The sequence below is a fragment of the Oceanobacillus luteolus genome (genome assembly GCF_042678205.1).
Classification (GTDB): Bacteria; Bacillota; Bacilli; order Bacillales; family Amphibacillaceae; genus Oceanobacillus; species Oceanobacillus luteolus.
Genome location: NZ_JBHUDE010000040.1, coordinates 34,033 through 49,506, shown reverse-complemented (window position 1 = coordinate 49,506; position 15,474 = coordinate 34,033). Strand labels below are relative to the sequence as shown.

Sequence of the window (15,474 nt, the reverse complement as noted above, 5' to 3'; positions counted from 1 at the left end):
TTAAGCTTGATAATGTTCTTTAACAACTGATGCACAACGAGTACACAATGTAGGATGATCGTTGTCTTCTCCAACAGTTTCTGATGACACCCAGCAGCGCTCACATTTTTCACCTGGATGCACTTCAACTAATACATTTACATAACGGTATTCTTTTGCTTCCGGTTCTTCATCTTTTACTACGGCTTCCGAAACGATTAAGAATTGATGCAGATATTCCATATCATGCAGAACTTTTTTCGTTTCTTCATCACGTGGTACTAATGTTACTTTTGCTTCTAATGGTTTACCGATCAACTTTTCATTTCTAGCTTCTTCTAATGCCTTTAAGACATCATCACGGACTTGCATGAAATGATTCCATTTTTCTTTATCAAAACCATTGATTTCTCTCGGTTCAGGAATATCAGTCAGTTGAACACTACTTTCCTCTACACCTGGAATATACTCCCATACTTCTTCTGTTGTATGAGGAATGATAGGCGTTAAGAGTTTGACGAGTGTTGTCAAGATTTCATAGTATGCTGTTTGGATGCTGCGACGACGTTTGTGATTTGGATTCTCAATGTACAGAATGTCCTTGGCGAAATCCAAGTAAAACGCACTTAAATCAACCGAGCAGAAATTATGAATATCATGGAAGATTGGTGAGTATTCATATACTTCATAATGGTTCCGTGAATTACGTAACAGTTCTTGAAGTCGATTTAGCATGAACAAATCAACTTCTTCCATATCCGACTCGGCTACCTTATCTTTAACAGGGTCGAAATCAGCTAAATTACCTAGGATAAAACGGAAGGTATTTCTGATTTTACGGTAAGCTTCGGATGTTTGTTTCAAAATATCATCCGATATTCTTACGTCTGCCTGATAGTCTACAGAGGCTACCCATAAACGGAGAATATCTGATCCCAACTGCTTTTGAACTTTACTTGGTACAATTACGTTTCCAATAGATTTACTCATCTTTCTTCCTTCACCATCAAGCACAAAGCCATGACTGATGACTCCCTTATATGGTGCTTTTCCAGTAACAGCAACCGCTGTAGAGATGGAAGAGTTAAACCAACCGCGATATTGGTCACTACCTTCAAGGTAAATATCTGCAGGGCGGCGATGATCTTCTCGATTCATCAATACACCTTCATGAGTAGACCCGGAGTCAAACCAAACGTCCATAATATCCGTTTCTTTTGTAAACTTTCCATTAGGGCTGTGTTCTGAAGTAAAACCTTCAGGGAGCAGGTCTTCTGCTTCTCTTTCAAACCAAACATTAGAACCGTATTCTCTAAACAGTTCAGACACATGATTGATTGTTTCTTCAGTAATGATTGGTGTGCCGTCTTCTCCATAAAATACTGGAATTGGTACACCCCAAGTACGTTGTCTAGAAATTACCCAGTCTTCGCGATCACGTACCATATTGTATAGTCGCGTTTCGCCCCAATTTGGATACCAATCTACATTTTTGATTTCATTAAGGATATCTTGACGAAAATCTTTGATTGACGCAAACCACTGTGGTGTAGCTCGGAAAATCGTCGGTTTTTTCGTACGCCAGTCATGTGGATAAGAGTGAGTGATAAAGTCTAATTTTAATAGTGCGCCAACTTCTTCTAATTTCTCAGTGATGGCTTTATTTGCTTTATCATAAAACATTCCTTCAAATCCTGGTGCTTCATCTGTGAATACCCCTTTGTCATCAATTGGTGATAGGGCCTCTAAGCCGTAACGTTGAGCAACATAAAAGTCATCTTCCCCGTGGCCTGGTGCAGTATGGACACAACCAGTACCAGCGTCTGTCGTTACATGTTCACCAAGAATAACTAGTGAATCCCGGTCGTAAAATGGATGTTTAGTCACAACGCGTTCCAAATCTTGACCCTTCACTTGTTTTACAACTTCAGGATTTTCCCATTCAAGTTCTTCGGATACTGTTTCAAGCAGAGACTCTGCAATAACATATTTCTCTTCTTTCACTTTCACAACGACATATTCAAGATCTGGATGGACAGTGATTGCAAGGTTTGCAGGTATTGTCCATGGTGTCGTCGTCCAAATGACTATTTTCTCACCAGTTTCAAGTACGCCTTTTCCGTCCGTCACTTCAAATGATACATAGATGGATGGAGAGCGTTTATCATAGTACTCGATCTCCGCTTCTGCAAGAGCTGATTCCGAAGAAGGTGACCAATTGACAGGCTTTAATCCTTTATAGATATAACCTTTTTTCGCCATTTCACCAAATACTTTAATTTGCGCAGCTTCAAATTCTTTCGTCAATGTGATGTATGGGTTATCCCAATCACCACGCACACCTAATGCTTTAAATTGAGTTCGTTGATTATCAATTTGTTCTAAGGCATATTCTTCACACATTTTACGGAACTCTGGAATTGGAATTTCCTTCCGATTAATCTTCTTTTTCTTAGTTAAAGCCGTTTCAATTGGCAAACCATGTGTGTCCCAACCTGGAATATAAGGTGCATGATAGCCTGTCATTGATTTGTAGCGCACAATAAAATCTTTCAATACTTTATTAAGAGCATGCCCAATATGCAAATCACCATTTGCGTATGGCGGTCCATCATGAAGAATGAACAAAGGACGACCTTTCGTTCGCTCTTGAACCTTTTCATAAATTCTCTCTTCTTCCCACTGCTTCTGCCTTTGTGGCTCTTTATTAGGTAAATTCCCGCGCATAGGGAATTCAGTTTTTGGCATTAATAATGTATCTTTATAATCCATCCTGCACTTCCTCCTTAATTACTTTCTTTCAAACAATTTTTTATATAAAAAAAGCCCTCTTCATCCCTAGAAAGGGACGAGAAGACTCGCGGTACCACCCTTATAAATTTAAATTATAAAATTCAAATTCACTCGAAGATCTTTTAACGGGGATGAACCGTCCACTATTACTGTCAATTCATAATGGATACATCGGGAGTGATTTTCTAAAAGCTATCTGTGTCAGACTTCCACCATCCTCTGACTCGCTTAACCAGAATATACTTTTATACTGTCTCCGTCATCGTATTTTAGCGAAAAAACTTTACTTGTATGAATTATATGTAAAAATCCTCTAGCCGTCAAGCACTACTATGCATTATTTTCAATCAATTCATCTTCGTCGCCGATTTCTGTATCAAAAAGATTTTCCCAATCATCATTTTCGATCATCTCGAGTTGAGCTTCAACCAGCATTTTTAGACGTGTACGGAATACTTTTGCTTGTTTTTTAAGCTCTTCCACATCCATGGAAATTCTTCGAGATTTGCTTAATGCTTCATTGATGATACGATCAGCATTCTTCTCAGCTTCTTTAATGATTAATTTGGATTCTTTCGCAGCATTCCCTTTAACTTCTTCGGCTGTTTCTTGTGCTACAAGTATTGATTTATTCAACGTTTCTTCAATATTTGTGAAGTGTCCTAATTTCTCTTCAAGTTGGGCAACCTTTTCTTCTAGATTCTTTTTTTCCCGAATGACCATTTCATAATCTTTCACTACCTGATCTAGAAACTCGTTAACTTCATCTTCATCATAACCACGAAATTTACTGGAAAATTCCTTGTTATGAATATCTAACGGTGTTAATGGCACTTAGGCCACCTCCTTAATGCTGATAATATTAATATATCATAAAATGAGTTATCTTTATATTTCGACATAAAGTCTAAAACTCCTGCAAGTCTAAGTAAATTTAAACTTATTGCAATATTGCTGTAATAATACGATATTTCTCTTTCTTTGTCTGTCCTTCAATACGGACAAGCTTACTTCGGCCTTTCCCACGCAAAGATAATAAGTCCCCTTCTTCCAACGGGAATTTATTGTCATGAACAATTTTGTGATTGACTTTAACCAATTGCTTCTCAATTGCTGTTTGTGCATCCTTACGTGACATACGGTAAATTTCTTTTAAAACAGTATCTAATCTAAGAGAAGATACTGTTTTACTGGATTCAACCCAATTTGATTTAGGTAGAAGTGCTTTTTCGATATCCACTTCTTTTAAATGAATCTTAGCATGTTTTATTGATGTTAGATTCATGGAAACGAAATTGCTTATTTCAGATGCCACAAAAATTTGCACGATGCCATCCGAAACAAAAATATCACCAAGTTTTTCCCGTTTTACACCTAAAGATAAAAATGCTCCCATCACATCACGATGTGTCAGCGTCACAAACTTTTCATGGTAATCTGCTTCTAAAAGAGTGATCTGATAATGATCTGATGTGATTTCTTCATAATAAGGTGCAATAATCATTCTCTTTCTCTCAGAATTTGGAGAACCGCCTGAATCAGCAAGTTGTAGTTCATCCTTACTTTCACTTACTAACATTTGTACAATTTGCTGTTCCCGCGGATCTAAAAAGTCTGTCAATCTTGCAACATACGTTCGTTCAACTTGTTCTTTCCATGAGAATACCTGGTCAATAAACGGTTCTTCTTCTTTCCGAAAGTGCTGGTAAATATCCATCTATAACTTCCTTTTAAATCTAATACTATTCATTCTCTATGTAATGGAAGTTCCATAGAACAGAACTGTTCCAAAATATCATTTTATAACAGGAACATCTGGAAAAATGAAACTAATCCCGTTCTAGCTAATGAAAGTACGATAATGGCTACGATTGGAGAGATGTCAATCATTCCTAGAGGTGGAATGAACCTGCGGAAGATTTCTAAATAAGGCTCACAAATTCTTCCGAGCATCTCCCCAAACGAAGATTCACGAGCTCCTGGGAACCAGGACATTAAAATATAAATAATGAGTGCCCATGAATAGATAGATAATGCTAATTGCAAAAAGTATAAGAGTTGATACATTAAATACGACCATCCTTTTTAATATTCATCTTCATAAGTGAATGATTCTGTGATGGAACCAGTCACATCTACATTATCAGGAGTACACAAAAATGTTTCAGCACCCAGCTTTTGAATATCTCCATTCAATGCATAAACAGTCCCACTTAGAAAATCAACTATCCGTTTAGCTTGATGACTTTCCACCCTTTGCAGGTTTATGACAACTGCACGTTTATTAACAATATTATCCGCTATCTCTTGTGCCTCATTATAAGAACGCGGCTCACAAAGGACTACCTTTTGAGCAGGTTGCTGTACACTCTGCAAACTTACAACATTTTGATTCTTTGGTTTTGGAGCAGCCTTCTCAGGTAGATCGTCCTCTTCAATATACTCGTATTCATATTCTTCGTCCATTGTAAAGTAGTTCTTAATTTTGTTTTTAAAGCTCATTTCCTTCACCTCTTATAAAGGGTAGTTTTATTCACCAACTAGTTTTGAACCTATACGGATATGTGTTGCTCCTTCTTCAATAGCAATTTTATAATCATTACTCATCCCCATGGATAAATAATGACAAGGTGCATGGGCTAAATTTTTATCCTTGATTTTATTCCTTAGTTGGGCAAGTTGCTGGAAAACACTACGTATTTCTTCCTGGTCTTCGATATGAGGAGCCATGGTCATTAACCCGACTACTTTAATTTTGTCATATTGAGCAATTTGTTCAATGAAAGATTCTACTTCCTCGACGGATAGCCCATGCTTTGTTTCTTCTCCGCTTACATTGACTTGAACAAAACATTCTATTGTCTTAGAAGCCCGTTTATTTATTTCTTTCGCTAAGGATTTACGATCCAGGGAGTGAATCATGTCTACCTTGTCAATAATATCTTTAACTTTTCTGGATTGTAAAGTACCGATAAAATGCCACTTTGCTTTCTCACCAATTGCTTCGTACTTCTCCAAGAATCCTTCATTTCGGTTTTCGCCAAAATGTTGGATTCCAGCTTCCAACAGCTCGTTATTTCGTTCAATTGTAACATATTTCGTTACAGCAATTAATGTAATATCCTTTACATTTCGATTACTCCGTTTACATGCTGCTTCCATGTTTTTTCTGATTTCTTCTAAGTTCGTTGTTACAACCATTCTCAAACAATCCCCTTTAATTTCTTTATACCCGCATACCTATGAAACCAAGCATTCTGCCTGTCTTTCCCTGGTCACGTCTGTATGAAAAAAATAAATCTTTATCTCGATACGTACAGTAATTTGTCATATCTATATTATGCCTTAATATTCCGGAATGTAAAAGGATTTCTTTATTCAACTCTTTTAGGTTTAAAAGAAAGCGTTGATTTCCTTTAGATTTTAATACTTTATCCCGATACTGTTGGTCAATATGGGAGACAACCCGCTCATCCACTTCATAGTGTTCCTGAGAAATTCCTGGGCCGATTGTGACCTGGATGTTTTCCAGCTTGGACCCATTTTCCTTAAAACGAGTAATCATTTCTTTTCCAATTTGGTTTACTGTGCCTTTCCATCCGGCATGGGCAATCCCAATGATTTCTTCTTCAGGATCATAGAAGTAAAGTGGGATACAATCAGCATAAAATGCTATTAGTAATACACCTTTCTCCTTTGTCAATATTCCGTCAATCCCGGATAAAGCAGATTCAGTTGAAAATGCTCCCTTACCTTTATCCAATCCAGACACAAGCTGTACTTTTTTCCCATGAACTTGTTCAGCCGCTACCCAATCCTCTAGAGGGAAACCTGTTAACGCTGCTAGACGTTCTCTATTTTCAAGCACATCGTCAATAACGTCTTGAACATGGAGACCACAATTAAAGGTGGAGAAATTGCCTTTACTTACACCGCCATTCTTTGTCGTCATGCCTGCAACTAGATTTGTTGATGATTGTTGCCATCCTTTTAATTGTAAAATCTGTTCCTGTTCCAAATGAAATGGTTCCACTTCAAGTCCGCCTCCTTTATCTTGTTTCATTTTATCATATTTTGTCTAGTAGATAACCTATTTTGTCCTTCATATTAAGGTAACATCAAAGTACGCTGGTCAATGGATTCCTTAACAAGGATAACGTCCTCCCCGATGCGTAGAATTTGTTTCCAAAGCACTTGGATCTCTTCAGCTTTACTGAAAAACCCACCTTTCGAATCTCTATCCGCTAAAATCAATGCAACAATTTTACCCGTCTTCACATCAATCTCCAAATCAACAATAAATCCTAATCTCCTTCCATCAACAACTGAAATGACTTCCTTCATTTGCAAATCCGATAAGCGTATCATTTTATCACCTCTTTATACACTATATGCAGGTCCTATACCTTTTTAAGACAAAATAAAAAAGCAGGTATATACCTGCTTCTTAATCAAGCACAGGCGCCCAGTGACTATTGGACTTTCTTAATCTGTATGTCACTAACTGAACGACTGCCCTATTGTATTCATTCAAACATTCGCTTATTCATTTGTTTGATTGCGGCCTTTTCCAACCTTGAAACTTGAGCCTGAGAAATTCCGATTTCTTCTGCTACTTCCATTTGGGTTTTTCCTTGGAAAAATCGCTTATTTAAGATAAGTTTTTCTCGCTCGTTTAGCTGGACCATTCCCTCTTTAAGTGATATTTTGTCATCCCAATTTGTTGCTTTATCCTTTTCATCACTAATTTGATCAACTACATAAATCGGATCGCCTCCATCGTTGTAAATCGGTTCAAATAAAGAAACCGGTTCTTGGATAGCGTCCAAAGCAAAGACTATATCTTCCTCTGGGATTCCAGTCTCTTCAGCTATTTCTTTATGTGTCGGTTCACGCGAAGTTTTACTCATCAGCAATTCTCGCGCCTGTAATGATTTATAAGCTATATCACGTAATGATCGAGATACACGAATTGGATTATTATCACGCAAATACCGTCGTATCTCTCCAATAATCATTGGTACTGCATATGTGGAAAACCTTACATTATGTCCTAAATCAAAATTATCAATCGATTTCATAAGCCCGATACAACCAACTTGAAACAGATCATCAACATATTCTCCTCGATTATTAAAACGTTGTATCACACTTAACACAAGACGTAAATTTCCATTCACCAACTCTTCCCTTGCTGAGAGATCACCATCTTCCTGGAGTCGTATGAATAACTTTTTCATTTCTTCATTTTTCAATACTGGTAGTTTGGATGTATCTACACCACAAATCTCTACTTTATGTCTAGCCATATCTGCTCAACCCTCCCAGATGTCGATGCTGTTCAAGGACAGTATCTCCCTCCAAAAGGGTTTTTATGCAACCTGAAAAGAGTCAGAATTTGGTAAAACGTAATCAAGCCACGTGGATGTAGAACTTACAACATTTTATTAAATTCTTTTTGAAGCCTACGAATAATTTTCTTTTCTAATCTGGATATATAAGATTGGGATATACCTAACATATCTGCAACATCTTTTTGGGTTTTTTCTTCTTGACCGTGTAATCCGAAACGCAAAGTCATAATTTGTTGTTCCCGTTTATTCAGTTGCGATAGCGCATCTTTCAACAGATTTTTATCTACTGTGGATTCAAGGTTTTTTGTAATGATATCTTCCTCTGTGCCAAGAACATCAGATAATAGCAGTTCGTTGCCGTCCCAATCAATATTCAGTGGCTCATCGAAGGAAATTTCCGACTTGAGCTTATTGGTTCTTCGCAAATACATAAGTATTTCATTTTCAATACAACGTGATGCATATGTTGCCAACTTTATTTTCTTTTCTGGCTTAAATGTATTCACAGCTTTAATTAATCCAATTGTTCCAATGCTGATCAGGTCTTCTATGTTAATACCGGTGTTCTCAAACTTCCGGGCAATATATACCACCAAACGTAGATTCCGCTCAATTAATAAAGCCCTTGCTGATTGATCTCCCTTAGTAAGTAAGTTCAACAGCTCCTCCTCTTCCTCTTTATTAAGTGGAGGAGGCAGTGCTTCTTTTCCACCAATATAATATATTTCGGGGGATTTAATCTTTAATTTAATTAGTAAGCGATACCAATATAATCTCAATCGAATTTTCCACATGCTCATCAACCCTCTCTTTTTATGCTGAATAAGTTATCGCCGATTGAATGAGTTCCGGCTGCAATAAACAATTATAATTTCCATCTTTCGTTAAATTTCCAAATTGAATCCCAACTAGAAAATTACGTGTATAGATCTCTTTGCTATCATAGTGAATAATCATTTCATCTGGAACGATAGTAAAAATAAAGCCATTCCCCCCTTCAACCCCCTGATATGGAATAATTCTTAAGTAATCAATCCATGCTTTAGGAATTTGATCCATATCCAGGTGATGATAAGCCTTCTCCAATTGATCCCACTCTGACTGCTCAAACCAGTCAGATAGAAATTCTTCATCGCAAATAATAACCGGTTTTTTAGTGAAGGGATCAATAAGCTGATTACCACTGTCAATAAATCCATTAGTATAGTGGCTTTCACCTTTTATCTTTATAGAGACAGGTATTTTCATATCATAACGGATTTTGTCTTGAACGTGCTTGTCCATACGCTGTTTCGTAAATATCCAAACAACAGGGAAAAATACTACAACGAATAACCAACTAATCGGATCCCCATATCCTGTGTTATACGTTAAAAATCCGGATTGCGAGATGGTAAAGGGCTGTTCGGCTATAAAATGGATAGCAATCAATCCACCACCAACTGAAAAGCTCATCATGTAAAACAAAGCCAATAACTTCAACACCTGAGAGATCTTATTAAACCCAAAGCTAGCTAAAATAATTAACATGGAAAAAAGTAATTTTCCAATAATACTTGTGAAAAAAGAGTCCGGGAAAAGGATGGTTATTGGTACGATTAATGAAGCTACAAATGCACCAAATGCCAATCGCAATCGACTAGTATGTAAACGTGCCAGCTTGTCAGTCAGCAAAAGCAGCATAAAGTCCAATAGAAAATTTAGTAGCCATATTGCATCAAGATAGATAGTCAACTTTCTCTCCCTTTCTACTTCTTATAAAAAAATAGTAATCTCCAGATGTAAATTGAAGTATAGCTCAAGCTCCAAAAAAAGTCTGTCAGTTCTTGTATGCGATAAACAACTACTTTTCACTAAAATATTCGGGGTTTGTCGGAATAGGAAATATGCTAAAATACGACTTTCAACTAGGTTTATAGAGTAAAAAATAAAAAACAGAGCAGAATATTATCTGCTCTGTTTATATTAAACATGATTTAATTAGCGGTTCCGGTTGCGATTTCTTAAGAATGTAGGAATATCTAATTCGTCCTCTTCCACTTTTGGTCTAGGAATATTAGTTTCCCGTTTCGGTTGTTGTTGCTCTTCAGGAGCACGTGTAGCTGCGTGCTGTCTTTCTGCAATAGCAGGTCTGCTATCCCTTTTTACAGTTGTTGTAGGTTTTTTAACTGTTTCATCAAAACCTGTTGCAATTACTGTAACGACAATTTCATCATTAAGGTTTTCATTGATTACTGAACCGAAGATAACGTTAACCTCTTCGTCTGCTGCATTTGTCACAAGATCAGCTGCCTCTTGAACTTCATATAAACTTAAGTTGGCGCCACCAGTAATATTCATGAGGATACCATGCGCACCATCAATCGAAGTTTCAAGCAACGGGCTGGAGATAGCTTTTTTCGCTGCCTCTGTTGCTCTTGTTTCACCCGTAGCAATCCCGATTCCCATAAGTGCTGAACCTTTGTCATACATAATGGTCTTCACATCAGCAAAGTCGACGTTGATCAGACCTGGTTTAGCAATTAAATCGGAAATCCCTTGAACCCCTTGGCGAAGGATATTATCCGCCTCACGGAATGCTTCTAACATCGGTGTATTCTTATCAACAATCTCTAGTAATCTGTCATTTGGGATAGTAATTAATGTATCTACATTGCTTTTCAATGTATCAATACCATTAACCGCTTGGTTCTGCCTTCTTCTTCCTTCGAAAGAGAACGGACGGGTTACTACACCCACAGTAAGCGCTCCAAGTTCTTTTGCAATTTGTGCAATAACTGGTGCCGCACCTGTACCAGTGCCACCACCCATTCCAGCAGTTACAAATATCATATCCGCTCCAGAAAGCACTTCTTCCAATTGTTCTTTACTTTCCTCGGCAGCTTTTTTACCAACTTCCGGATTAGCTCCCGCACCTAATCCACGAGTCAATTTTGTTCCGATTTGAACTTTTATTTCTGCTTTTGATAAGTTTAAAGCTTGTGCGTCTGTATTGACAGTGATGAATTCTACTCCTTCAACACCATCTTCAATCATACGGTTAACAGCATTATTACCGCCTCCGCCAACGCCAATAACTTTTATTTTCGCTAATTCCTCCATACCAGTATCAAACTCCAACATACTCAGTTCCTCCTAATTTGCAAAATTACAAGCGTTCTAGAAGCTAATTATAGAAAATGCCATTTGAACAAATTGTTCCGGCACAACAAATTCCTTCAATTAATCAAAGAAATATTTAAATAAATTAGCAATTCCAGATTCCTTTTTCTTTTTATTTTCCTTTGTTTCTCTAGGTTTCGTTTGGGATTGTTTCGGATTACGTTTCGGCTTAGATTCATGTTCAACTTCACTAATCGCCGGATATAACTGCTTACCTTGAATTTTCGCATTCCGATAAGCAAATTGCAATATACCGACTCCTGTCGTATAAAGTGGCTCACGCACCCCTATATAATCAGGGATCGCAATACGGACATTGGAATAAAACAGACTTTGTGCCAACTCACTCACACCCGGCATTGCCATCGTACCACCAGTCAACACAAAGCCTCCTGGCAGTTCGTTGTAGCCCATCCGCTTAATTTCCCTTGCCGTGAATTCAAAGATTTCTTCCATTCTTGCCTCAATCATATCAGAAATTTGCAATTGGTTATATGTTTGTCTATTATTGCTGCCAATAATGGAGACTTCGAAAGTTTCATTTTCATCCGCGTCATCGTAAAAAGCATGACCATAATTCAGTTTAATATCTTCTGCTTCTTCCGTTGAGGTCCGGAGACCGATGGATAAATCTTTCGTAATGTTATCTCCACCAAGTGCGATTGTACTTGTGGCAACTAAATAGTCATTTTCAAATATGGAGACCGTTGTACATCCACCACCAACGTCAATCAGTGCCACACCCATATTTTTCTCGTCACTGGATAAAGCGACTGAACCAGAAGCTAAAGGTGAAAGACAGATATCAGAAACCTCAAGTCCTGCCCGTTCAACACATTTCAAAGTGTTATGTAATACCGTCTTTGAGCAAGTAATCAATGTACCTTCCATCTCAAGACGAACACCAATCATTCCTCGTGGATCCGTGATTCCATCCAGACCATCTACAATAAATTGTTCTGGAACCACATCTATAATTTCCCTTTCTGGAGGAATTGAAACTACCTGTGCACCGTCAATCACACGAGTCACATCTTCATCATCAATTTCTCTACTTTCATTTTGGACAGCAACAACGCCATGGCAAGGTTGGAGCCATATATGATTTCCATTGATTCCTACAACAACACGATTGATTTGCATGCCTACCATTCTCTCTGCCTGCTCAATCGCACTACGAATCGATTGTACCGTCTGATCAATATCAACAATGGCACCTTTTTTCATACCAAGGGATTTTGCTGTTCCGACTCCGATTATATTCAATGAATCATCTAGTACTTCTCCAATTATCACTTTAATTTTCGATGTACCTATATCAAGGCTCACGAGAATTTCACTATTATTCAAAGAATGGCACCCCCAAAAATTACATTACATTCCAGTTATAATTATCTAAACATAGCAGTCTAGCATTAATATTTTTTCTAACAGTATCATTAATTAATTCAACATAAGCAGTACATTTCCCTTTATTTATAGAAAATAATCCTGTCTGCTTCTATACTTTTCGTATTGCCTTTTTATTTTAAGTCGTTCCCAATCATATTAACATCATTCCGCCCTATTCTAGCGACTCCTCTATTTCTTCCTCTTCTTCTATATCGGCATCTGATTCAAAGGATTCAAAATAAACACCAACACCTATATGTATGATACCCTTAGTATTTGGGTCAAGCTGGGAAACTACTGAAGGATAAACAGCCATCCCTTCGGCAAAATCCATAATTGTTCCTTTCACTACAAATCCATCATTCATAAAGAGTAAGATGTTGTTTTGATTTCCTTCTTCAGGCTTCCAATAAACTTCAGAAATTAAATCCAAAATATCAGGAGGCAATTGATAGAGCTCATCAGCCATCTTTTTTAAAAACTCCTCATCGGTGAAACCTATTAATAACGGAGCTTCTCCAGTAAAGGATTGATATTCGACTGAGTCTAAAACTTCACCAGTGTGTAGAACTGGTAAGTAATTCGTTCCATCTTCAATAATACCAATAATTTCTTTTTCTTCGACTGTGATTGCTACCGTATTAGGCAGCTTTCTTTCTACATCCACTTCTTCAATCACTGGATTGTCTTTCAGTTTGCTCTCAATATCAGCAAAGTCAATAGCCCAGATATTTGGTTTATCCAATAAGCCTGACAACTCTGTAATCTCTTCATCAGTTATAAAGGAATTGTTATGTACAGTAATTGTTTTTACCTCGCTTAATGGTGATTGCAGATAAACGATAATAGAAATTAAGAAGAAAAAGATTGTCATGTAAAAAACCAAACGTCGATTTGCTTTTTTCTTTCGAGCTTCTTTTAATTTAGGAATACGATCCTCGATGGAAACGATATTCTTATTGTCTTTATTCATCTCCATTTCTTCCTTTATCAGCAGACTAAGTCTAATTTTTATATAGATTATAGTAAAATTTAAAAACGGCAATAAAAATGCCGTTTATATCTAGTTATTAGAATTATATCATAGATTAGTAGTTAACAGATAGTATACTTACCATAGAAATGTAAGTTTTTATTGGTAAAAAAAGTAATTGATTTAAAATGATGGATTTTAGATGAATTAATNCCTTCGCTTTCCGTGGGCGGCTGGTGAGCCTCCTCAGGCACAAGCGCCTTGCGGGGTCTCACCGATGCCTTTGCTCCCACAGGAGTCTTCGGTGTATCGGGGCTGCTCCGAGCAAAACTAAAGTTGATACATTGTATTTTTATTTATGTCAGCAAAAAATTAACAAAATCAGTAAAAGGCCACTTTAATTTGAATCCTGAATTTCCTTTGCACAATCATTTTATATTATCTTTATTTAATGCAGATAAAACATCCACAAACTAAACTAACTGATCTTCTGGGATAGTCCAAATACTTTTGACTTCTGCAGAAGAATAGGTCGGATTGGGATCCCACAGCATAGCGAAGCTGAATAAGAACGCCATGTCCTTTGCATCAGAGGCTCACGGGCCGCCGGCGGAAAGAGAGAGGTATTTGCACTGCGGACTTCAGGTTCTATTCTTAATTCAAAGTTTAGACCTTGGTTCTATTTATCTAAATCCTAGAGTGAATGCTTAAATTTAATAATATCCCAACAGAACATAGTGTTAAGGTTAATGATGAGCCTCCATAGCTTAAGAACGGGAGGGTAATGCCTGTTACTGGGATTAAGCCGATGACAACGCTGATATTGATCATTGCCTGGATAATCAGCATCGATACGATGCCTAAAGCTAAATATCTGGCAAAAGGATCGGCAGATTCTAGTGCTACTTTAATTCCCCGCCAGAGTAATAAAAATAATAAGGTAATCAGGCCGAGTCCGCCGATGAATCCAAGTTCTTCAGCAAGGATGGCAAAGATAAAATCAGTTTGCGGTTCAGGCAAATAAAAGTATTTCTGTAAGCTATTACCTAAACCAAGTCCCATCAAACCTCCTGGACCAATTGCATAAAGAGACTGGATAATTTGAAAACCGTCTCCAAGCGGGTCTTCCCACGGATTCAGAAATGCAGTAATCCGATTTATTCGATATGGCGCAGATATTATTAATAAAGCGAAACCAATCAACCCTATTATCCCAAGACTAACAAAATGAGAAATCCTTGCTCCGGCAATAAAAATCATTGTGACACAGGTTAAGACTAACACTAGACCTGTTCCTAAATCAGGTTGGAGCATAATTAATCCAAAAGCAGTGAAAATGAGCAACAAGCACGGTAGAAAGCCTTTCGTCAGAGAAGTGATATACTTTTGCTTTTCGGATAATAAAGCTGCCAGGAAGATAATTAACCCAAGTTTCATAAATTCAGAAGGCTGAATACTGAATGCTCCTACACCAATCCAGCTCCTCGCCCCACCCCTTACCATTCCAATACCGGGAATCAAAACGAGAAGAAGTAAAATAAAACATCCAATCAAGATGAAGTTTGAATACTTTTTCCAAGTAGTATAGGGAACAAACATGAAAAATATCATAGCGATTATTCCAGCCCCAGCAAATAAAAGTTGTCTTTTAACATAGTAAAACTCATCATCGAATTTATACAAGGACCATACATGTGAAGCACTATACACCATAATTATGCCGATGATCAGTAACGCAATAATAACGGTAAACAAAAGCATATCCGGTCTATTTTCAGCTTTTGTGAGATTTCTAAGCATGAAAAAACCCCTTTCTTTCGT

General features: G+C 37.4%; 15 protein-coding genes and 1 other annotated feature. All 15 genes read right to left on the bottom strand.

Going from position 1 to position 15,474, the window contains the following annotated elements; genetic code table 11:
* The 15 genes from ileS to spoVE all read right to left on the bottom strand — a co-directional run bounded on the left by ileS (position 1) and on the right by spoVE (position 15,453).
* Entirely contained in the window at positions 1 to 2,751 is a 2,751-nt protein-coding gene (ileS, locus tag ACFSBH_RS08125) for an isoleucine--tRNA ligase (protein ID WP_251510916.1), read from the bottom strand.
* A 69-nt stretch (positions 2,752 to 2,820) separates the two neighbouring features.
* Positions 2,821 to 3,044, bottom strand: a binding site (T-box leader).
* 58 nt (positions 3,045 to 3,102) lie between these two features.
* A complete protein-coding gene (locus tag ACFSBH_RS08120; protein ID WP_251510918.1) occupies positions 3,103 to 3,606 on the bottom strand; it encodes a DivIVA domain-containing protein in 504 nt (167 codons plus the stop codon).
* A gap of 106 nt (positions 3,607 to 3,712) precedes the next feature.
* Positions 3,713 to 4,489 carry a YlmH family RNA-binding protein gene (locus ACFSBH_RS08115; protein WP_251510921.1) on the bottom strand — a complete coding sequence of 259 codons (777 nt, stop codon included), beginning with the start codon at positions 4,487 to 4,489 and terminating at the stop codon, positions 3,713 to 3,715.
* Between the two features lie 83 nt (positions 4,490 to 4,572).
* On the bottom strand, positions 4,573 to 4,839 hold the full coding sequence (locus ACFSBH_RS08110) for a YggT family protein (protein ID WP_251510923.1): 267 nt from the start codon (positions 4,837 to 4,839) through the stop codon (positions 4,573 to 4,575).
* Between the two features lie 18 nt (positions 4,840 to 4,857).
* Complete coding sequence (locus ACFSBH_RS08105; RefSeq protein ID WP_251510925.1) at positions 4,858 to 5,274, bottom strand: cell division protein SepF; 417 nt, start codon at positions 5,272 to 5,274, stop codon at positions 4,858 to 4,860.
* Between the two features lie 27 nt (positions 5,275 to 5,301).
* A complete protein-coding gene (locus tag ACFSBH_RS08100; protein ID WP_251510933.1) occupies positions 5,302 to 5,973 on the bottom strand; it encodes a YggS family pyridoxal phosphate-dependent enzyme in 672 nt (223 codons plus the stop codon).
* A gap of 25 nt (positions 5,974 to 5,998) precedes the next feature.
* Positions 5,999 to 6,835 carry a peptidoglycan editing factor PgeF gene (pgeF, locus tag ACFSBH_RS08095; protein ID WP_379596998.1) on the bottom strand — a complete coding sequence of 279 codons (837 nt, stop codon included), beginning with the start codon at positions 6,833 to 6,835 and terminating at the stop codon, positions 5,999 to 6,001.
* 44 nt (positions 6,836 to 6,879) lie between these two features.
* The gene (locus tag ACFSBH_RS08090) at positions 6,880 to 7,140 is read right to left on the bottom strand and encodes a YlmC/YmxH family sporulation protein (RefSeq protein WP_251510944.1); all 261 of its coding nucleotides are present in this window, start codon (positions 7,138 to 7,140) and stop codon (positions 6,880 to 6,882) included.
* A 158-nt stretch (positions 7,141 to 7,298) separates the two neighbouring features.
* Positions 7,299 to 8,081: an RNA polymerase sporulation sigma factor SigG gene (gene sigG / locus ACFSBH_RS08085; RefSeq protein WP_251510952.1), complete on the bottom strand. Its 783-nt coding sequence runs from the start codon at positions 8,079 to 8,081 to the stop codon at positions 7,299 to 7,301.
* 125 nt (positions 8,082 to 8,206) lie between these two features.
* Positions 8,207 to 8,926, bottom strand: coding sequence for an RNA polymerase sporulation sigma factor SigE (gene sigE, locus ACFSBH_RS08080; RefSeq protein WP_251510963.1), 720 nt, complete (start codon positions 8,924 to 8,926; stop codon positions 8,207 to 8,209).
* Positions 8,927 to 8,939: 13 nt separating this feature from the next.
* The gene (gene spoIIGA / locus ACFSBH_RS08075) at positions 8,940 to 9,860 is read right to left on the bottom strand and encodes a sigma-E processing peptidase SpoIIGA (protein ID WP_251510972.1); all 921 of its coding nucleotides are present in this window, start codon (positions 9,858 to 9,860) and stop codon (positions 8,940 to 8,942) included.
* Between the two features lie 246 nt (positions 9,861 to 10,106).
* Positions 10,107 to 11,249 (bottom strand): cell division protein FtsZ, encoded by a 1,143-nt coding sequence (ftsZ, locus tag ACFSBH_RS08070; protein ID WP_251510980.1) that lies wholly within the window; start codon positions 11,247 to 11,249, stop codon positions 10,107 to 10,109.
* A gap of 99 nt (positions 11,250 to 11,348) precedes the next feature.
* Entirely contained in the window at positions 11,349 to 12,638 is a 1,290-nt protein-coding gene (ftsA, locus tag ACFSBH_RS08065; protein ID WP_251510986.1) for a cell division protein FtsA, read from the bottom strand.
* Between the two features lie 214 nt (positions 12,639 to 12,852).
* Complete coding sequence (locus tag ACFSBH_RS08060; protein ID WP_251510989.1) at positions 12,853 to 13,653, bottom strand: cell division protein FtsQ/DivIB; 801 nt, start codon at positions 13,651 to 13,653, stop codon at positions 12,853 to 12,855.
* Positions 13,654 to 14,340: 687 nt separating this feature from the next.
* Positions 14,341 to 15,453: a stage V sporulation protein E gene (gene spoVE, locus ACFSBH_RS08055; protein ID WP_251510991.1), complete on the bottom strand. Its 1,113-nt coding sequence runs from the start codon at positions 15,451 to 15,453 to the stop codon at positions 14,341 to 14,343.
* Positions 15,454 to 15,474: the final 21 nt, after the last annotated feature.